This window comes from Pseudomonas sp. S5F11 (assembly GCF_019641515.1).
Classification (GTDB): Bacteria; Pseudomonadota; Gammaproteobacteria; order Pseudomonadales; family Pseudomonadaceae; genus Aquipseudomonas; species Aquipseudomonas rhodesiae.
Map to the genome: position 1 here is coordinate 3,049,576 of NZ_JAIFJZ010000001.1, position 19,198 is coordinate 3,068,773.

Annotated in this window: 13 protein-coding genes; 9 read left to right on the top strand and 4 right to left on the bottom strand. The window is 61.0% G+C overall.

Translation table 11 applies throughout. The features are described 5' to 3' along the window. Positions 1-157: 157 nt before the first annotated feature. Positions 158-1,642, bottom strand: coding sequence for a sodium/proline symporter PutP (gene putP, locus K1567_RS13820; protein WP_034095545.1), 1,485 nt, complete (start codon positions 1,640-1,642; stop codon positions 158-160). Positions 1,643-2,102: 460 nt separating this feature from the next. Between putP and putA the strand changes: the two genes are divergently transcribed. Together putA and K1567_RS13830 are read left to right on the top strand one after the other, a co-directional pair. After that, on the top strand, positions 2,103-6,056 hold the full coding sequence (putA, locus tag K1567_RS13825; protein ID WP_220698576.1) for a trifunctional transcriptional regulator/proline dehydrogenase/L-glutamate gamma-semialdehyde dehydrogenase: 3,954 nt from the start codon (positions 2,103-2,105) through the stop codon (positions 6,054-6,056). A 204-nt stretch (positions 6,057-6,260) separates the two neighbouring features. After that, positions 6,261-8,063: an acyl-CoA dehydrogenase gene (locus tag K1567_RS13830; RefSeq protein ID WP_047881430.1), complete on the top strand. Its 1,803-nt coding sequence runs from the start codon at positions 6,261-6,263 to the stop codon at positions 8,061-8,063. Here the strand turns inward: K1567_RS13830 and K1567_RS13835 are convergent. Together K1567_RS13835 and K1567_RS13840 are read right to left on the bottom strand one after the other, a co-directional pair. Continuing rightward, positions 8,060-8,350 carry a cell division protein ZapA gene (locus K1567_RS13835; RefSeq protein WP_034111467.1) on the bottom strand — a complete coding sequence of 97 codons (291 nt, stop codon included), beginning with the start codon at positions 8,348-8,350 and terminating at the stop codon, positions 8,060-8,062. The genes K1567_RS13830 and K1567_RS13835 overlap by 4 nt on opposite strands. Further along, positions 8,347-8,577, bottom strand: a complete 231-nt coding sequence (locus K1567_RS13840) for a hypothetical protein (protein WP_034095541.1) — start codon at positions 8,575-8,577, stop codon at positions 8,347-8,349. Before K1567_RS13840 ends, K1567_RS13835 begins: the two co-directional genes overlap by 4 nt. A 471-nt stretch (positions 8,578-9,048) precedes the next feature. Between K1567_RS13840 and K1567_RS13845 the strand changes: the two genes are divergently transcribed. From K1567_RS13845 to trxC, 4 genes are all read left to right on the top strand, one after another. Continuing rightward, on the top strand, positions 9,049-10,791 hold the full coding sequence (locus K1567_RS13845) for a potassium/proton antiporter (protein ID WP_034111465.1): 1,743 nt from the start codon (positions 9,049-9,051) through the stop codon (positions 10,789-10,791). Positions 10,792-10,840: 49 nt separating this feature from the next. After that, on the top strand, positions 10,841-14,224 hold the full coding sequence (gene mscK, locus K1567_RS13850; protein ID WP_034095539.1) for a mechanosensitive channel MscK: 3,384 nt from the start codon (positions 10,841-10,843) through the stop codon (positions 14,222-14,224). 48 nt (positions 14,225-14,272) lie between these two features. Further along, a complete protein-coding gene (gene selO, locus K1567_RS13855) occupies positions 14,273-15,736 on the top strand; it encodes a protein adenylyltransferase SelO (RefSeq protein ID WP_169867916.1) in 1,464 nt (487 codons plus the stop codon). 87 nt (positions 15,737-15,823) lie between these two features. Continuing rightward, on the top strand, positions 15,824-16,258 hold the full coding sequence (trxC, locus tag K1567_RS13860; RefSeq protein ID WP_034095537.1) for a thioredoxin TrxC: 435 nt from the start codon (positions 15,824-15,826) through the stop codon (positions 16,256-16,258). A 77-nt stretch (positions 16,259-16,335) separates the two neighbouring features. Here the strand turns inward: trxC and K1567_RS13865 are convergent, their stop codons facing one another. Further along, complete coding sequence (locus K1567_RS13865) at positions 16,336-17,106, bottom strand: ParA family protein (protein ID WP_034095536.1); 771 nt, start codon at positions 17,104-17,106, stop codon at positions 16,336-16,338. Positions 17,107-17,443: 337 nt separating this feature from the next. On the opposite strand from K1567_RS13865, the gene K1567_RS13870 reads away from it, so the two are divergent. Genes K1567_RS13870 through K1567_RS13880 form a run of 3 tightly spaced genes read left to right on the top strand, consistent with a single transcriptional unit; the run spans position 17,444 to position 19,198 of the window. Continuing rightward, on the top strand, positions 17,444-18,163 hold the full coding sequence (locus tag K1567_RS13870; protein WP_034095535.1) for a beta-ketoacyl synthase chain length factor: 720 nt from the start codon (positions 17,444-17,446) through the stop codon (positions 18,161-18,163). Next, positions 18,139-18,951, top strand: coding sequence for a 1-acyl-sn-glycerol-3-phosphate acyltransferase (locus tag K1567_RS13875; RefSeq protein ID WP_034095534.1), 813 nt, complete (start codon positions 18,139-18,141; stop codon positions 18,949-18,951). The genes K1567_RS13870 and K1567_RS13875 overlap by 25 nt, the downstream gene beginning before the upstream one ends. Next, on the top strand, positions 18,929-19,198 hold the full coding sequence (locus tag K1567_RS13880) for a phosphopantetheine-binding protein (protein ID WP_034095533.1): 270 nt from the start codon (positions 18,929-18,931) through the stop codon (positions 19,196-19,198). The genes K1567_RS13875 and K1567_RS13880 overlap by 23 nt, the downstream gene beginning before the upstream one ends.

Below are 19,198 nucleotides of genomic sequence, written 5' to 3' on the forward strand. Positions count from 1 at the left end.
CGCGTCTGCCGAGCAGCGCGCGCGTAAATCAGTAAAACCCTACGAACGAGCGTGCGAATCTTCAGTTTGTCCGACCCAATTCACACATAAAAAAAGCCCGCTATCCGTAGGATGCGGGCCTTTCGTTTAACTCATCAGGCGCAGCGCGCCCGGCGAATTACTTGTTGAGGTTGTAGTCTTTTTCCGCCGCATCAAAACGCTCGACCATACCCGCAGTCGGCGCGCCCAGCTTGCTGACGATGTAGATCGCCAGGCTGGCGAAGATGAAGCCAGGGATGATTTCGTACAGACCCAGCAGCGCGAAGTGTTTCCACACAATCACGGTGATCGCACCGACCAGGATGCCGGCCAGAGCGCCATTGCGGGTCATGTGCTTCCAGATCACCGAGATCAGCACCACAGGGCCGAACGCAGCGCCGAAGCCGGCCCAGGCGTAACTCACCAGGCCCAGTACGCGGTTTTCCGGGTTGGCGGCCATGGCGATGGCGATCAAGGCCACCAGCAGCACCATCAAGCGACCGACCCAGACCAGCTCAACCTGGGAGGCGTTCTTGCGCAAGAAGGTCTTGTAGAAGTCTTCGGTCAATGCACTGGAGCACACCAGCAGTTGGCAGCTCAAAGTACTCATGACCGCCGCCAGGATGGCCGACAACAGCACGCCCGCAATCCATGGGTTGAACAGCAGCTTGGCCAGCTCGATAAACACACGCTCGTGGTTTTCGGTAACCGGGCCGGCCACTTCCGGGTGCGCCGAGAAGTAAGCAATACCGAAGAAACCCACGGCCACGGTGCCGCCCAGGCACAGGATCATCCAGGTCATGGAGATGCGACGCGCTTTGGCGATCGACTTCACCGAATCCGCCGCCATGAAGCGCGCGAGGATGTGCGGCTGGCCGAAGTAGCCCAGGCCCCAGCCCATCAGCGAAATGATGCCGATGAAGGTGGTGTTCTTGAGCATGTTGAAGTTGTCGGGGTTCTTGGCTTCGATGGCCAGGAACGTGGTGTCGACGCCGCCGGTGGCCAGCAGCACGATGATCGGCGTGAGGATCAGCGCGAAGATCATCAGCGTGGCTTGTACGGTGTCCGTCCAGCTCACCGCAAGGAAACCGCCAACGAAGGTGTAGGCAATGGTCGCTGCGGCACCGGCCCACAGCGCGGTCTCGTAGGACATGCCAAAGGTGCTTTCGAACAGACGGGCGCCGGCCACGATGCCGGAGGCGCAATAGATGGTGAAGAACACCAGGATCACCACCGCGGAGATGATCCGCAGCAGGCCGCTTTTATCTTCGAAGCGGCTGGAGAAGTAGTCGGGCAGCGTCAGGGCGTCGCCGTTGTGTTCGGTCTGTACCCGCAGGCGACCGGCCACGAACAGCCAGTTGAGGTAGGCACCGACGATCAGGCCGATGGCGATCCAGCTTTCCGACAGACCGGACATGTAGATAGCGCCCGGCAGGCCCATCAACAACCAGCCGCTCATATCGGACGCGCCGGCCGACAAGGCAGTGACCACGCTACCGAGGCTGCGACCGCCGAGGATGTAATCGGAAAGGTTATTGGTGGATCGATAGGCCATGAAGCCGATCAGCACCATTGCTGCGATATAGATCACGAACGTGATCAGGGTTGGATTGCTAACGCTCATAAGAAGTGACGCCCTGGCTTTGTTTTTATGTAGCGGCGGTCTGTCAGGCGCCGACCCTTTTGCAAGGGTAGACGAACCCGCGTGCCGCGCATTTATGACTGGCGTTTCCCCAGGAAAGCCGCCAGCCGATGCCCCAAACCCGAAAGCTGGTTGCACCTTGGCCGCGAATGCTATTCAACAAAGCAAATCAGGTGCAACCAGTTTCTCGCGAATAAGTTGCACCTTGAGTGATTTTGCGGAAAACACCCTGTTTTTGCTCCCTTTCGGAGCAAAAACAGCCGATCTCAGAAGCAAATGCACCAACACGCAGCGCATCACGCTGAGGGCTTAATTATTTCCGACGAACCATCGAAAATTTCATTAACAAAATAGGTTGCACCCGGTTGCACCTACGCATGTGCACAGCTAATCTTGCCGCCAGCTAATGCCACTCGGTAGTGGCACCCATGAGGATAAGAAAATGGCGACGACCACCCTTGGGGTCAAACTCGACGACCCGACCCGCGAACGCCTGAAGGCTGCCGCGACCTCCATTGATCGCACGCCGCACTGGCTGATCAAGCAGGCGATTTTCAATTACCTGGAGAAACTGGAGGGTGGTGCAACCCTGACCGAACTCAATGGTTTGAGCAGCAAAGACGCAGACGACGTAGGCGAGGTCCAGACCGACCACGCTCACCAGTGCTTCCTTGAGTTCGCCGAAAGCATCCTGCCGCAGTCCGTACTGCGCGCGTCGATCACCGCCGCTTACCGTCGCCCCGAGCCGGAAGTGGTGCCGATGCTGATCGAACAGGCCCGCCTCCCGGCACCCATGGCCGAGGCCACCAACAAACTGGCCGCCACCATTGCCGAGAAATTGCGCAATCAGAAGAGTGTCGGCGGCCGTGCCGGGATTGTTCAGGGCCTGCTGCAAGAGTTTTCCCTGTCCTCCCAGGAAGGCGTGGCGCTGATGTGCCTGGCCGAAGCGCTGCTGCGCATCCCGGACAAGGGCACCCGCGACGCACTGATCCGCGACAAGATCAGCACCGGCAACTGGCAGCCGCACCTGGGCAACAGCCCGTCGCTGTTCGTCAACGCCGCCACCTGGGGCCTGCTGCTGACCGGCAAACTGGTCTCTACCCATAACGAAGCCGGCCTGACCTCTTCCCTGAGCCGCATCATCGGCAAGAGCGGCGAACCGATGATCCGCAAGGGCGTCGACATGGCCATGCGCTTGATGGGCGAACAGTTCGTCACTGGCGAGACCATCGCCGAAGCGTTAGCCAACGCCAGCAAGTTCGAAGCCAAGGGCTTCCGTTACTCCTACGACATGCTCGGTGAAGCCGCACTCACCGAACACGACGCCCAGAAATATCTGGCCTCGTACGAACAAGCTATTCACTCCATCGGCAAAGCCTCCCACGGCCGTGGAATTTATGAAGGCCCGGGCATCTCCATCAAGCTGTCGGCGCTGCACCCGCGTTACAGCCGTGCGCAGTACGAGCGCGTGATGGACGAGCTGTACCCGCGCCTACTGTCCCTGACCCTGCTGGCCAAGCAATACGACATCGGCCTGAACATCGATGCCGAAGAAGCCGACCGTCTGGAGCTGTCCCTGGATCTGCTGGAACGCCTGTGCTTCGAGCCGCAACTGACCGGCTGGAACGGCATCGGCTTCGTGATCCAGGCTTACCAGAAGCGTTGCCCGTACGTGATCGATTACGTGATCGACCTGGCCCGCCGCAGCCGCCACCGCCTGATGATCCGCCTGGTAAAAGGCGCGTACTGGGACAGCGAAATCAAGCGCGCCCAGGTCGAAGGCCTGGAAGGCTACCCGGTGTACACCCGCAAGGTGTACACCGACGTTTCCTACATCGCTTGCGCGCGCAAACTGCTGTCGGTGCCGGAAGTCATCTACCCGCAGTTCGCCACGCATAACGCCCACACCTTGTCGGCCATTTACCATATCGCCGGTCAGAACTATTACCCCGGCCAGTACGAGTTCCAGTGCCTGCACGGCATGGGCGAACCGCTGTACGAGCAGGTAGTCGGCAAGGTTGCCGACGGCAAGCTGAACCGTCCGTGCCGCGTCTACGCCCCGGTCGGCACCCATGAAACACTCTTGGCCTACCTGGTACGTCGCCTGTTGGAAAACGGCGCGAACACCTCGTTCGTCAACCGCATCGCCGACCAGTCGATTTCGATCCAGGAACTGGTGGCCGACCCAGTGGCCAGCATCGAGCAAATGGCGACGGTGGAAGGCGGCTTCGGCTTGCCGCACCCACGCATTCCGCTGCCGCGCGACCTGTATGGCAGCGACCGCGCCAACTCGGCCGGTATCGACCTGGCCAACGAACACCGCCTGGCCTCGTTGTCCTGCGCCCTGCTGGCCACCGCCCACAACAACTGGAAAGCCGCACCGATGCTTGGTTGCGCGTCCAGCGAGCAAACGTCGACCGCGGTATTGAACCCATCCGACCTGCGCGATGTGGTCGGTCAGGTTCAGGAAGCCACCGTCGAAGACGTCGACAACGCCATCCAATGCGCGATCAATGCCGGCCCGATCTGGCAGGCCACCCCGCCGGCCGAGCGCGCCGCGATTCTGGAACGCGCCGCCGACCTGATGGAAGGCGAGATCCAGCCATTGATGGGGCTGCTGGCCCGCGAAGCCGGCAAGACCTTTGCCAACGCCATCGCCGAAGTGCGTGAAGCCGTGGACTTCCTGCGCTACTACGCGGTGCAGGCGCGCAACGATTTCACCAACGACGCCCACCGCCCACTGGGCCCGGTGGTGTGCATCAGCCCGTGGAACTTCCCGCTGGCGATCTTCAGTGGTCAAGTCGCCGCGGCACTGGCCGCCGGCAACCCGGTACTGGCCAAACCTGCCGAGCAAACCCCGCTGGTGGCAGCCCAGGCCGTGCGCATCCTGCTGGAAGCCGGTATTCCGGAAGGCGTGCTGCAACTGCTGCCGGGCCAGGGCGAAACCGTCGGTGCCCGCCTGGTGGGTGATGATCGCGTCAAAGGCGTGATGTTCACCGGTTCCACCGAAGTGGCGCGCCTGCTGCAGCGCAATGTGGCCGGGCGTCTGGATGCCCAGGGTCGTCCGATTCCGCTGATCGCCGAAACCGGTGGCCAGAACGCGATGATCGTCGACTCCTCCGCACTCACTGAACAAGTAGTGATCGACGTGGTGTCGTCGGCCTTCGACAGCGCCGGCCAGCGTTGCTCGGCCCTGCGCGTGCTGTGCCTGCAGGAAGATTCGGCAGACCGCGTCATCGAAATGCTCAAGGGCGCCATGGCTGAATGCCGCCTGGGCAACCCGGAGCGCTTGTCCGTGGACATCGGCCCGGTGATCGACGCCGAAGCCAAGGCCGGCATCGAGAAGCACATCCAGGCCATGCGCGACAAAGGCCGCAACGTGTACCAGGTGGCGATCGCCGACGCCGAAGAAATCAAGCGCGGCACCTTTGTGATGCCCACCCTGATCGAACTGGAAAGCTTCGACGAGCTGCAACGCGAGATCTTCGGCCCGGTACTGCACGTAGTCCGCTACAAGCGTAAAGAGATCGACCAGTTGATCGGCCAGATCAATGCGTCCGGCTACGGCCTGACCCTGGGTGTGCACACGCGCATCGACGAGACCATCGCCAAAGTGATCGACAACGTTCACGCCGGTAACGTCTACGTCAACCGCAACATCGTGGGTGCTGTGGTCGGCGTGCAGCCGTTCGGCGGTGAAGGCCTGTCGGGGACTGGCCCGAAAGCCGGTGGCCCGCTGTACCTGTACCGTTTGCTGTCGACTCGTCCTACCGATGCAATCGAGCAATCCTTCGTGCGCGCCGACAAGTTGGCGGCGCCGGACGTACGTCTGCGCGATGCCATGAGCCAACCGCTGACAGCCCTTAAAGCCTGGGCCGACAGCCAAAAGTTCAGCGAGCTGAGCGTGCTGTGCAGCCAGTTCGCCGCGCAATCGCAAAGCGGTATCACCCGCCAACTGACGGGCCCGACCGGCGAGCGCAACAGCTACGCCATCCTGCCCCGCGAGCATGTGCTGTGCCTGGCGGACGTGGAAGGTGACCTGCTGACTCAGTTGGCTGCGGTACTGGCGGTGGGTGGCTCGGCGGTATGGCCGGAAATCGACCTGACCAAGGCCTTGTTCCCACGCCTGCCGAAAGACATTCAGGCGAAGATCAAGCGCGTGGCCGATTGGACCAAGGACGATGTGGTGTTTGATGCCGTTCTGCACCACGGCGACTCTGACCAATTGCGCGCGGTGTGCCAGCAAGTGGCGCAGCGTGGTGGGGCGATCGTCGGCGTGCATGGTTTGTCCCAGGGCGAAACTTCCATTGCGTTGGAGCGCCTGGTGATCGAGCGAGCGTTGAGCGTCAACACCGCTGCGGCGGGCGGTAACGCCAGCCTGATGACCATCGGCTAACCCTGAAAGAAATACCGCTAGACATTGTGGGAGGGGGCTTGCCCCCGATAGTGGAGTATCAGTCAGTACCTCGGGCACTGACACACTGCTATCGGGGGCAAGCCCCCTCCCACATTCTGCCGCTCCATCACTTAGATCAATCTTGCTATTCACCCTTAATTCGCACGCTTAGACTCGGGCCAATTCCTCTAAAGGTAATCCGCCATGTCCGAGACGCTGCTCAGTTCCCGCAATCTGGCTTTCGAGCTGTACGAAGTCCTCGATGCCGAGGGCCTGACCCAGCGCGAGCGGTTTGCCGAGCACAACCGCGAAACCTTCGATGCGGCCATCAGCACCGCGCGCAGCATCGCCGAAAAGTACTTCGCGCCCCATAACCGTAAAAACGACGAAAACGAACCGCGCTACGAGGACGGCAAGGCCATCCTGATCCCGGAGGTCAAACCGGCCGTGGATGCGTTTCTGGAGGCCGGTTTTCTCAACGCGGCGCGTAGCTTCGAGGCCGGCGGCATGCAATTGCCGACCCTGCTGTCCCAAGCCTGTTTTGCGCACTTTCAGTCGGCCAACGCGGCGTCCACGTCGTATCCGTTCCTGACCATGGGCGCGGCCAACCTGATCGAAAGCTTCGGTACTGAAGAGCAGAAACAGCGCTTCTTGCAGCCCATGATCGAGGGGCGCTTCTTCGGCACCATGGCGTTGACCGAGCCCCATGCAGGCTCGTCGCTGTCGGATATTCGTACACGCGCCGAGCCCGCGGCCGACGGCACCTATCGCCTCAAAGGCAACAAGATCTTTATTTCCGGCGGCGATCATCCGTTGTCGGAAAACATCGTGCACATGGTGCTGGCCAAGTTGCCGGATGCGCCGCCGGGGGTGAAGGGCATTTCGCTGTTTATCGTGCCTAAATTCCTGGTCAACGACGACGGTAGCCTGGGCGCGCGTAACGATGTGTTGCTGGCGGGGCTATTTCACAAGATGGGCTGGCGTGGCACCACGTCCACGGCGCTGAATTTCGGCGACAACGGCAACTGCGTGGGCTATTTGGTGGGCAAGCCGCACCAGGGCCTGAGCTGCATGTTCCAGATGATGAACGAGGCGCGCATCGGCGTGGGCATGGGCGCGGTGATGCTCGGCTACGCCGGCTACCTGTACTCGCTGGAATACGCCCGCGAACGCCCGCAAGGTCGTCTACCTGACAGTAAAGATCCTACGACTGCGCCGGTCTCGATCATTCAGCACGCGGACATCAAGCGCATGCTGCTGACGCAAAAATCCTACGTGGAAGGTGCCTTCGATCTGGGCCTCTACGCGGCGCGCTTGTTCGATGACACCACCACCCTGGCCGATGAAGCGGAACGCAAACAGGCCCACGAATTGCTGGACCTGCTCACCCCTATCGTCAAATCCTGGCCATCGGAGTTCTGCCTCAAGGCCAACGAGCTGGCGATCCAGATTCTCGGCGGCCACGGCTACACCCGTGAATACCCGGTGGAGCAATACTACCGTGACAACCGTTTGAACCCGATCCACGAGGGCACCCATGGCATCCAGTCCCTGGACTTGCTGGGGCGCAAGCTGGCGCAGAACGGCGGCGCGGGGCTCAAGCAACTGATCCGCCTGATCGCCGACACCGGCGCGCGGGCCCAGCAGTACCCGTCACTCACCGCGTTGCGTGAACCGCTGGACCACCTGCTTAACAGACTGCAAAGCGTCACCCTCGGTTTGTTGACGGATCTCGGCCAAGGCAAGGTCAACAGCAGCCTGGCGAACTCGGCGCTGTACTTGAAGGTGTTCGGGCATACGGTGATTGGCTGGCGCTGGCTGGAACAAGCGATTCGCGCCGAAGAAGGACTGGCCAAGGGCAATGCAGCGGATGCAGGGTTCTATAAAGGCAAGCTCCAGGCCGCCCGGTACTTCCTGACCTGGGAAGTACCGAGCTGCCATCATGAACTGGCGATTCTGGAAGCACGGGACGATACGTGCCTGGGGATGCAGGATGAATGGTTCTAAGGCTGGATCGCCTTGGAAATCACCTCGACCGTGGCGCTGACTTGCTCTTGGTAACGGTCGAGTTCCTGCTGATGAGCCTGCTGCATTTCGATCTGCTCGGCGCACAGGTTCAGCGCCGCCAGCACCAGTAATTTGTCACCGATCAGGGTCGGGTACTTTTTCTTGGTGGTGGCCAGGGAAGCCTTGAGCATGGTCACGGCGTGCATCAGGGTTTTGTCTTCCCCGGGCGGCGCCTTGATCGAGTAATCCTCTCCGAGAATCGAAACGACCTTTATCCCTTCGTTCATGCGCCCACAGGACCTGCGCTCACGCGCTCAACCAATGCCTGAATACGCGCGGCAGTAGCACCGTGTTTTTCTTCCTGCTCCATCAGGTTCAGTTGCAGGCTGTCGTTTTCATCCTTGGCGCGGGCAAGTTCTGCCTTGAGGGATTCATTGCTGCCCAGCAGGTCCTGGTTTTGCTGTACCAGGTCATTGACCAGTTGTTCCAATTGGCTGAGGGATGCTTCTAACATTTTGATTTCTCGAGCGTTTTAAAAGGGCGGTGACGATAAAGAAAATTCACCTCGGATGCCAGGCTTATCCCCGGCGCGCAGCCCGGTTCTTCAGGGTGGAGCCACGCTTTCGAGCCTTAGTGACTGCATTTCCCCCATCTGGTTCCTGAATCCGCTAACCCCTCGTCAGGTGCGACAAAAACCCAAGGCACTCTTCACTGCTTTGGTCGTACCACCGATAGCGATGCAAGCTCGTTCATCACAGAAGCTAGCCAGTTTTTTGTGGTGAGCAGGCTTGCCCTGCGCTGGGCCGCGAAGCGCGCCCTTGGATTTTTCGGTGAACCTGTCGGGGCGGCAACCCCCCTTCCACATTTAAACGCCATGAAAAGCTTTTTGACAGGGCGGCAATTCAACAGGTTAGAATCCCTGGCACGCAGACTGCATGGTCAGTTTGCGCCCCGTCTTTTTGTATCTACTCATGGAGTACTGCCTTTGAATGCGACGACCATCAACAGCCTGTTCTTGATCGGCGCGTTGCTGGTGAGTGCGAGCATTCTGGTGAGTTCTCTTTCATCACGCCTGGGCATCCCGATTCTGGTGATTATCCTGGCCGTGGGCATGGTCGCCGGCGTCGACGGCGGCGGCATCATCTTCGACAACTATCCGACCGCCTACCTGGTGGGCAACCTCGCATTGGCCGTGATCCTGCTCGACGGCGGCTTGCGAACCCGAGTGGCGAGTTTCCGCGTGGCGCTGTGGCCGGCCTTGTCGCTGGCCACGGTGGGGGTGTTGATTACCACCGGCCTCACCGGCATGGCGGCGGCCTGGCTGTTCAACCTCAACATTATCCAAGGCTTGCTGATCGGCGCGATTGTCGGCTCCACGGACGCCGCGGCGGTGTTCTCGCTGCTGGGCGGCAAGGGTTTGAACGAACGGGTCAGCGCCAGTCTGGAAATCGAATCCGGCAGCAACGACCCGATGGCGGTGTTTCTCACTGTCACCCTGATCGACATGCTCGCCAGTGGCCAGACCGGCCTGCACTGGAGCCTACTGACCCATCTGGTGCGCGAATTCGGCATCGGCGGCCTGGTCGGATTGGGCGGCGGCTGGCTGATGTTGCAGATGGTCAATCGCATCAACCTGGCCACTGGCCTCTATCCGATTCTGGTGATCGCCGGCGGCCTGTTCGTCTTTGCCCTGACCAACGCCTTCCACGGCAGCGGCTTCCTCGCCGTGTACCTGTGCGGCCTGGTGATCGGCAACCGCCCGGTGCGCAGCCGTCACGGCATCTTGCATATGCTCGATGGCATGGCTTGGCTGGCGCAGATCGGCATGTTCCTGGTGCTGGGCCTGCTGGTCACGCCCCACGATCTGCTGCCCATCGCCCTGCCGGCCCTGGGCCTGGCGCTGTGGATGATCCTCCTCGCGCGACCGTTGTCGGTGATGGTCGGCCTGCTGCCCTTCAAGGCCTTCCACGGCCGTGAAAAAGCCTTTATCGCCTGGGTCGGCCTGCGCGGCGCGGTGCCGATCATTCTGGCGGTGTTCCCGTTGATGGCTGGCCTGCCCCATGCCCAGCTGTATTTCAACCTGGCGTTCTTTATCGTGCTGGTGTCGCTGCTGGTACAGGGCACGAGCCTGCCGTGGGTGGCCAAGCTGCTTAAAGTCACAGTGCCGCCGGACCCGGCGCCGATCTCCCGCGCGGCGCTGGAAGTGCATGTCACCAGCGAGTGGGAGCTGTTCGTCTACCGCCTGGGCGCGGAGAAATGGTGCATCGGCGCGGCCCTGCGCGAGCTGAAAATGCCCGAAGGCACGCGCATCGCCGCCCTGTTTCGTGGCCAGCAACTGCTCCATCCGTCGGGTAGTACGGTGCTGGAAGTCGATGATCTGCTCTGCGTAATCGGCCACGAACACAACCTGCCGGCCCTGGGCAAGCTGTTCAGCCAGGCGCCGCAGCGTGGTCTGGACCTGCGCTTCTTCGGCGATTTCGTGTTGGAAGGCGACGCCCAGCTAGGCGCGGTGTCGGCGCTGTATGGCCTCAAGCTCGAAGGTATCGACCCGGATACGCCGCTGAGCCAGTTCATCACCCAAAAGGTCGGGGGCGCCCCGGTGGTGGGCGACCAGGTGGAGTGGAACAACACCATCTGGACCGTCGCGGTCATGGACGGGAACAAGATCGGCAAAGTGGGCGTCAGATTCCCCGAAGGAAGTCGCCCGGGCCCCGGACTCTTCCTCTAAACTGCGGGGCGACAACGCCCCCGATTCTTCACTAGCTCGACCGGTCTCTATGCCAATCCTGCGCTCTTTTCTCGCCACTGCCCTGCTGGGTCTGACCCTTTGCGTCGGTAATGTTTACGCCGCCGACCCGCCCAGCGCCGACGCCATCCAGCAATCCCTGGACAAGCTGCCCGACCGCAAACTGCCCGACGCCGATATGAAGGCGCTGCAGACCATCCTGCAGCAAACCCTCACGTATCTGAGCAACAAGCAGGATTACGAGCAACGCCTGGTCGATCTCAAGCGCCAGCTGGACGACGCCCCGCGCCAGACCAGCGAAAACCAGCGCGAGCTGACACGGCTCAAGGCCACCAAAATCATTCCCGTGGCCCAGCGTTATGCCAGCCTGCCGATCCCGCAGTTGGAACAGCTGCTGGTGCAGCGCAGCACTCAGCAAGGCGACCTGCAAAAAGAACTGGCCGACGCCAACAGCCTGACCATCGCCGCCCAAACCCGCCCAGAGCGCGCCCAGACCGAAATCAGCAGCAGCCAGACGCGCATCCAGCAGATCAACGCCACCCTCAAGTCCGGCAAGGACAACGGCAAAGCCCTGAGCAGCGACCAACGCAATCAGTTGAACGCTGAATTGGCGGCCCTGAATGCACTGATCCCGCTGCGTCGTCAGGAACTGGCGGGCAACAGTCAGTTGCAAGACCTGGGCAACAGCCAGCACGACCTGATCCAAGAAAAGACCGCGCGCCTGGAACAGGAAATCCAGGACCTGCAAACCCTGATCAATCAGAAGCGTCTGGCCCAGAGCCAGCAGACGGTGACCCAACAGTCCATCGAGGCGCAGAAAGCCGGCGGCAGCAGCCTGCTGGCCACGGAAAGCGCAGCCAACCTGAAGCTGTCCGACTACCTGCTCAAAAGCACCGACCGTCTCAACGACCTGACGCAGAAAAACCTGCAAACCAAGCAACAGCTGGACGCCGTCACTCAGAGCGATTCAGCACTGGACGAGCAGATCAACGTGCTCAAGGGCAGCCTGCTGCTGTCCAAGATTCTCTACAAACAGAAACAAGCCCTGCCGCGTCTCACGGTGGACCGCGACCTGGCGGACGATATCGCCAACATTCGGCTGTACCAGTTTGAGGTCAACCAGCAGCGCGAGCTGATCAGCTCCCCCAGCGCTTATGTGGATAACCTGCTGGCCAACCAGCCCCCGGACGACGTGACTCCGCAACTGCGGCGCACCCTGCTGGAACTGGCGATCACCCGCAGCGACTTGCTTGAACGCCTGAGCCGCGAGTTGAGCGCGTTGCTGAACGAATCCATCACCCTGCAACTGAACCAGAAACAACTGCTCAGCACCGCCACCACCCTGCGCGCGACGCTGGACGAGCAGATGTTCTGGATTCCCAGCAACAAGCCGCTGGACACCGAGTGGCTGGAAACCGTACCGGCGCACCTGAGCAAGCAAATCACCACCCTGCCATGGGCGTCCAGCGTCAGCGAATTGTATGACGGCCTGACCCAGCGCCCGCTGCTGTTCCTGCCGCTGCTGCTGTTGATCGGCGCGCTGCTGTGGCGCCGCAAGGCTCTGTATCAGCGCCTGAATAAGGTCCATCTGGACATCGGCCACTTCAAGCGCGACAGCCAGTGGCATACGCCGCAGGCCATTTTGATCAATATTTTGCTGGCAATGCCGGTGTCCCTGGGCCTGGCCTTGTGCGGCTACGCGCTGCAGATCGACGCACGCGGGCAGAACGCCAACCTGGGCTCGGCCCTGCTGCAATTGGCCCAGGCGTGGTTGGTTTTCTACACCGCTTACCGGATTCTCGCGCCCGGCGGCGTGGCGGAACTGCATTTCCGCTGGGAAAAACCCCAGGTCGAATTCCTCCAGGGCTGGGTGCGCAAGCTCGGCCTGGTGGTATTGGCCCTGGTGGCCGTGGTCGCTATCGCCGAGCACCAACCGGCGGCGCTGGCCGACGACGTGCTGGGCATCGGCGTGGTGCTGACCTGCTACGCGCTGATGGCCTGGCTGCTGGGTCGCCTGCTGCTCAACAGCCCCACCCATGAAAAGGCATCGTTGTTTCGCAAAGCCGTGGGCCTGTTGTTTACCGCGCTGCCTATCGCACTGTTTATCGCGGTGTGCTTCGGCTACTACTACACCGCCCTCAAACTCAGCGACCGCTTGATCAATACCCTGTACCTGCTGATGTTCTGGCTGGTGATCGAAGCCACCTTCGTCCGCGGCCTCGGCGTGGCGGCCCGTCGCCTGGCCTACTCCCGCGCCCTGGCCAAACGTCAGGCGGCCAAAGAGGCCGGCGATGGCGAAGCGGTGATCGAAGAGCCGACGCTGGATATCGAACAGGTCAACGAACAGTCCATGCGCCTGATCCGCCTGGCCCTGCTCGGCGGCTTTATTGCGGCGTTGTACTGGGTGTGGTCGGACCTGATCTCGGTATTTTCCTACCTGGACAACGTTACCCTGTACGAATACACCAGCGGCACCGGTGCGAATATCAGCATGGTGCCTATCAGCATCGGCGATTTGCTCGGCGCGCTGATCATCATCGGCATCACCTTCGCCCTGGCGCGCAACCTGCCCGGCCTGCTGGAAGTGTTGGTGCTGTCCAAACTGGATCTGGCCCAGGGCAGCGCCTACGCCACCACTACCTTGCTGTCCTACATCATTGCCGGCGTGGGCTTTGTCTCAACCCTGTCTACCCTCGGCGTGAGCTGGGACAAGTTGCAATGGCTGGTGGCGGCGCTGTCGGTGGGGTTGGGCTTCGGTATGCAGGAGATCTTCGCCAACTTTATCTCCGGCATCATGATTCTGTTCGAACGCCCGGTGCGTATCGGCGACACCATCACCATCGGCAACCTGTCGGGCACGGTGAGCAAGATCCGCATCCGCGCCACTACCATCACCGACTTCGACCGCAAGGACATCATTGTCCCGAACAAAACCTTCATCACCGGGCAACTGATCAACTGGTCGCTGACCGACACCATCACCCGCGTGACCTTGAAACTGGGGGTGGACTACGGCTCCGACCTGGACCTGGTGAAGGAATTGTTACTCAAGGCCGCCAGGGAAAACCCACGGGTTCTGAAAGATCCGGAACCCCACGTGTACTTCCTCAACTTCGGCGAAAGCACCCTGGACCACGAACTGCGCATGCATGTGCGCGACCTGGGCGACCGCAACCCGGTGCTGGACGAGGTCAACCGCTACATCAACCGCGAATTCAAGAAACAGCACATCAACATCTCGTTCCGGCAGATGGAGGTGTACCTCAAGAATATGCACGGCCAGGAGTACAAACTGGTGCCGGTGGAAGACGAGCGTAAGACCATCGTCGGCGCGCAACCGAGCACGGATGCCCCCGAGCCGCCCGCCGGCAAAGTCGTCGATGCACCGGAACCGCCGCCAAGCAAACTCGACTAAACCCTCTATCCCCAGCAGAATGCTCGGACATTCTGCTGGAGATGGCCGGTGAAAGCCCTCGACGACCTGACCTTCGACAATCGTTTCGCACGCCTGGGCGACGCGTTTTCAACCCACGTTCTGCCCGAACCTCTCGACGAGCCGCGCCTGGTAGTGGCCAGTCCTGGGGCCATGGCCTTGCTCGATCTCGACCCATCGGTGGCCGACACGCCGCTGTTCGCCGAGCTGTTTGGCGGCCACAAACTGTGGGCCGAAGCAGAGCCGCGGGCGATGGTGTATTCCGGCCATCAGTTCGGCGGCTACAGCCCACAACTGGGCGATGGCCGCGGCTTGCTGCTGGGCGAGGCATACAACGCCGCCGGCGAGCACTGGGACCTGCACCTCAAAGGTGCGGGAATGACGCCTTACTCACGCATGGGCGATGGCCGCGCGGTATTGCGCTCGTCGATCCGTGAGTTTCTGGCATCCGAGGCGCTGCACGCGCTGGGCATCCCCAGCAGCCGCGCGCTGTGCGTGATCGGCTCCGACACACCGGTATGGCGCGAGAAACAGGAACGCGGCGCCATGCTGCTGCGCCTGGCGCCGAGCCATATCCGCTTCGGGCATTTCGAATATTTCTATTACACCCAAAAGTCCGAGCAGTTGGCGCAACTGGCCGAGCACGTACTCAACCTGCACTACCCCGAATGCCGCGAACAGCCGGAACCGTACCTGGCGATGTTCCGCGAAATCGTCGAGCGCAACGCCGAACTGATCGCTAAATGGCAGGCCTATGGTTTCTGCCACGGGGTGATGAACACTGACAATATGTCGATCCTGGGCATTACCTTCGACTTCGGGCCGTTTGCGTTTCTGGATGATTTCGACGCGCACTTCATCTGCAACCATTCCGATCATGAAGGGCGCTATTCCTTCAGTAACCAGGTGCCGATTGGCCAGTGGAACCTCAGCGCATTGGCCCAGGCGCTCACGCCGTTTATCAGCGTCGATGCCTTGAAGGAAACGCTGGGTTTATTCCTGCCGCTGTACCAAGCCCATTACCTGGACTTGATGCGCCGCCGCCTGGGCCTTACCACGGCCGAAGAGGCTGACCAGAAACTGGTGGAACGCCTGCTGCAACTGATGCAGAACAGTGGCGTGGACTACACCTTGTTCTTCCGCCGCCTGGGGGATGAACCGGCGGTGCTGGCCGTGAGCCGCTTGCGTGATGACTTTGTCGACCTGGCCGGCTTCGATGCCTGGGCCGAGCTGTACACAGCGCGGATCACACGGGACGGCGACTACACCGAAGAACAACGCCGCGAACGCATGCACGCGGTCAACCCGCTGTACATCCTGCGTAACTACCTCGCACAAAACGCCATTACCGCCGCCGAGTCAGGCGATTACAGCGAAGTGCGGCGGCTACATGAGGTGCTGAGCCAGCCGTTCGAGGTGCAGGCAGGCATGGAACAGTACGCGCAACGGCCTCCGGATTGGGGCAAACACCTGGAAATCAGTTGCTCGTCGTGAAATCGAGAGGTAGCCCGCTGCTGGCTACCTTGATAAACACCGGCGGCGGCGCCAAATAGAATCCATTGGCCATTCCAGGAGCCCATCATGTCCGAACCTCTTGTCATCCCTTGCCCCCATTGCAACGGCCTCAACCGCATCCCCGGCGAACGCCTGGGTGATGCGCCCAAATGCGGGCGTTGCAAGCAACCCGTATTGCTGAACAAGCCGTTTGAGTTGAAACAAGGCGACTACGCCAGCCAGATAAAGGGCGATCTGCCGCTGTTGGTGGACGTGTGGGCCGACTGGTGCGGGCCGTGCAAGTCGTTTGCGCCGGTGTTTGAACAAGCAGCCGGTCAGCTGGAAGGCAAGTGCCGCCTGGCCAAGCTCGACAGCGAGGCCAACCAGCAGTTGTCAGCGCAATTGGGGATTCGCTCGATCCCCAGCTTGATCCTGTTCAAGAACGGCCGCGAAGTGGCGCGCCAGAGCGGTGCGTTTCCGCTGCCGCAATTGATGAGCTGGTTGCGTAGCCAGGGGATATAACCGCACCGAGACAATGCTGGACGCCGTGGGTGGGGGGCAACCCCCCTCCCACCTTGGATCTGTGTGGCGCTTGAAGGTCAGGCGTTTTCCAGCAGGTTATGCAGTTCCACAAATTGCTGAGTCAGCTTATGCCGTGGGTCCAGGTGGATCAGCGGGCGACTTTCCTGGTGCGACTCGCGCATGCGTACCGAACTGGCCAGGTACACCGGCAGCACCGGCAGGCCTTCGGCGATCAACTCGTCGAGCATCTGTTGCGGCAAGCTGGCGCGGGCCTGGAATTGGTTGACCACAATGCCTTCTACTTCCAGCCCTTCGTTATGGTCTTCTTTCAACTCTTCGATTTCCGCCAACAGACCATACAGCGCCTGGCGCGAGAAACTGTCGCAATCGAAGGGGATCAATACGCGATCAGCGGCAATCAGCGCCGAAACCGCATAAAAATTCAAGGCTGGCGGGGTATCGAGGTAAATGCGGTCGTAATCGCCGTCCAGCTCGTCCAGCAGTTTTCGCAATTTATTGATCTTGTGCTTGGCTTCGAGCTTGGGCTGCAGGTCCGCCAACTCGGCGGTGGCAGTGATCACATGCAGGTTATCGAAGGGCGTTTCGTAGATATCCACCTTGTTCTTCTTGGAAAACGGTCCGGAAGACAGGGTTTGCTTGAAAAAATCGGCGATTCCCATGGGGATATCGTCCCCAGTCAGGCCGGTCAGGTACTGGGTAGAGTTGGCTTGTGCATCCAGGTCAACCAACAGGGTTCGATAGCCTTCGCTGGCGCTGACCGCCGCCAGGTTGCAGGCGATGCTGGATTTGCCCACGCCGCCTTTCTGATTGAACACCACACGCCGCATGGAAAAACCTCCGTGTATCAATGAATGTCCGAGTGTAGAGGGCAAAAGCGCCTGTTAGCTACCTCGTTCATCCATGCACTGCTGCATCGACCGAAAGCCGTAGTACGTCACACACGAAGGTTTAGGAAGGGTCCGACAGCCCAACTAGCGCCTGGGTAACGGACAATCTGCAAATCTTTCCCACGATTTTGTAATCGGCCTTGAACAATTTTTTACCAATGTTTGCTAGAACCCCACGGCACCCGGATAATGCGCGCCATTCGGCGCTTGCTGCCTGTCCCGGTATTCGGGGCCAAATGCCGCACATGGAAGCCCGCAGGGGCGGGATAACTTCTCAGTGATCAATTTCAACATCGCCCAATGGCGCGCCTGGGCCCCTGGCCTGGAGAGTGCGGACGACTGGCACGCGTGGTGCCAGGCCCCGGTGTTGCTGCCTGAAAGCGAAGCTTCTCCCGACGTGTCATTTCTGCCGGCAATACAACGTCGGCGTTTGAGCCGTCTGGCGCGCATGGCGTTCAGTGTGGGCTGGCCGCTGGCCGAGGGCCTTCAAGACCTGCCGCTGGTATTCATTTCGCGCCACGGCGAAACCCCGCGCACCCTCGATATCCTCAGCGATCTGGCCCACGAACAACCGCTGTCGCCGACCCAGTTCAGCCTATCGGTGCACAACGCCGTGATCGGCCTGTGGTCGATCCTGCGCAATGAAACCAGCGAAATGACCGCCCTCGCTGCCGCCGGCGACGGCCTGGAACACGGTCTGCTCGAAGCCGCCGCGCTGCTCCAGGAAGGCGCGCCGGCGGTGCTGCTGGTGATCACCGAAGAACAACCGCCCGCCGCCTATACCAGTTGGATCCATGACGTGCCGTTTCCATATGCACTCGGCCTGTTGCTCACCCCAGGCGACGAGTGGCAACTGGAACTCACCACCGGCACTGTCCAAGCCACTCAAACCCAGTGGCCCCACGCCCTGAACCTGCTGCGCGCCCTGCTCACCGACCAGGGTGCCTGCCAACATGCCTGGAAGAACCGCGTATGGAATTGGCAACGCAAGCCATGACCAACAAGCCCCGGGACGCCTACTACTGGCGCCTGTTCGCCACCGCTGCCAGCTTCGTGCTGTTCGGTTTCGGTGGGCTGTGCTTGCGCCTGCTGGTGTTCCCCCTGCTCAGTTGCCTGCCAGGCAGTGCGGCCCGGCATCGAGGGCGCGCGCGGCACACCATCAGTTGGTTGTTCTGGTTCTTTATTCGCCTGATGCAACGCGCGGGCGTGCTGACTTATAGCGTCGAAGGCGCGGAAAAACTCGGCCGTCCCGGCCAGATGATTATTGCCAACCACCCGTCGCTGATCGATGTGGTGTTTCTGATCGGTCTGGTGCGCCAGGCCAATTGCGTGGTCAAGCAGAGCCTGTGGCAGAACCCCTTCACCCGCGGGCCGGTGCGCGACGCCGGCTATATCAGCAACGACGGCAGCGCCGAAATGCTCGATGCCGCCGCCGCTGCCCTGCAAAGCGGGCAAACCCTGATCATCTTTCCCGAAGGCACCCGCACCACTCCCGGTGCCGCGCCGTCCTTTCATCGCGGGGGCGCCGCCATTGCATTGCGAGGTGCGACAATCATCACCCCCGTTGTGATCAAGGTCAGCCCCACCACCCTGACCAAGGCCGAACCCTGGTATCGCATTCCTAAACGCCGCGTGCACTTCAGTTTGCGGGTTGGCGCCGATATAGAACCACAGGCGTTCGCTGCACTGGGCCCCGCGCCCCAGGCTTCACGCAAGCTCAACGATTACCTGCACCACTATTTCATTAAGGAGCTCGCCGAAGATGAGCGACAAACAACGCCTTGAGCACGACATAAAGACGCTGATCATCGAGGCCTTGGGCCTGGAAGACATCGGCGCGGACGATATTCCCAGCGACCAGATCCTGTTCGGCGAAGGCTTGGGCCTGGATTCGGTGGACGCCCTGGAACTGGGCCTGGCCATCCAGAAAAAGTACGGCATCAAGATCGACGCCGACGCCAAGGACACTCGCAACCACTTCACCAACGTGGCCAGCCTTGCGGCGTTCGTCACGGCCCGCCAGGCAGCTTGA

What these genes read in the sequence shown, in the direction of transcription:
- K1567_RS13865 (WP_034095536.1), bottom strand. Translation starts at nt 17,106, where the DNA reads ATGCGGCGTGTGGTGTTCAATCAGAAAGGCGGCGTGGGCAAATCCAGC.
- K1567_RS13875 (WP_034095534.1), top strand. Translation starts at nt 18,139, where the DNA reads ATGGAATTGGCAACGCAAGCCATGACCAACAAGCCCCGGGACGCCTAC.
- putP (WP_034095545.1), bottom strand. Translation starts at nt 1,642, where the DNA reads ATGAGCGTTAGCAATCCAACCCTGATCACGTTCGTGATCTATATCGCA.
- K1567_RS13830 (WP_047881430.1), top strand. Translation starts at nt 6,261, where the DNA reads ATGTCCGAGACGCTGCTCAGTTCCCGCAATCTGGCTTTCGAGCTGTAC.
- K1567_RS13835 (WP_034111467.1), bottom strand. Translation starts at nt 8,350, where the DNA reads ATGAACGAAGGGATAAAGGTCGTTTCGATTCTCGGAGAGGATTACTCG.
- K1567_RS13880 (WP_034095533.1), top strand. Translation starts at nt 18,929, where the DNA reads ATGAGCGACAAACAACGCCTTGAGCACGACATAAAGACGCTGATCATC.
- trxC (WP_034095537.1), top strand. Translation starts at nt 15,824, where the DNA reads ATGTCCGAACCTCTTGTCATCCCTTGCCCCCATTGCAACGGCCTCAAC.
- putA (WP_220698576.1), top strand. Translation starts at nt 2,103, where the DNA reads ATGGCGACGACCACCCTTGGGGTCAAACTCGACGACCCGACCCGCGAA.
- mscK (WP_034095539.1), top strand. Translation starts at nt 10,841, where the DNA reads ATGCCAATCCTGCGCTCTTTTCTCGCCACTGCCCTGCTGGGTCTGACC.
- K1567_RS13840 (WP_034095541.1), bottom strand. Translation starts at nt 8,577, where the DNA reads ATGTTAGAAGCATCCCTCAGCCAATTGGAACAACTGGTCAATGACCTG.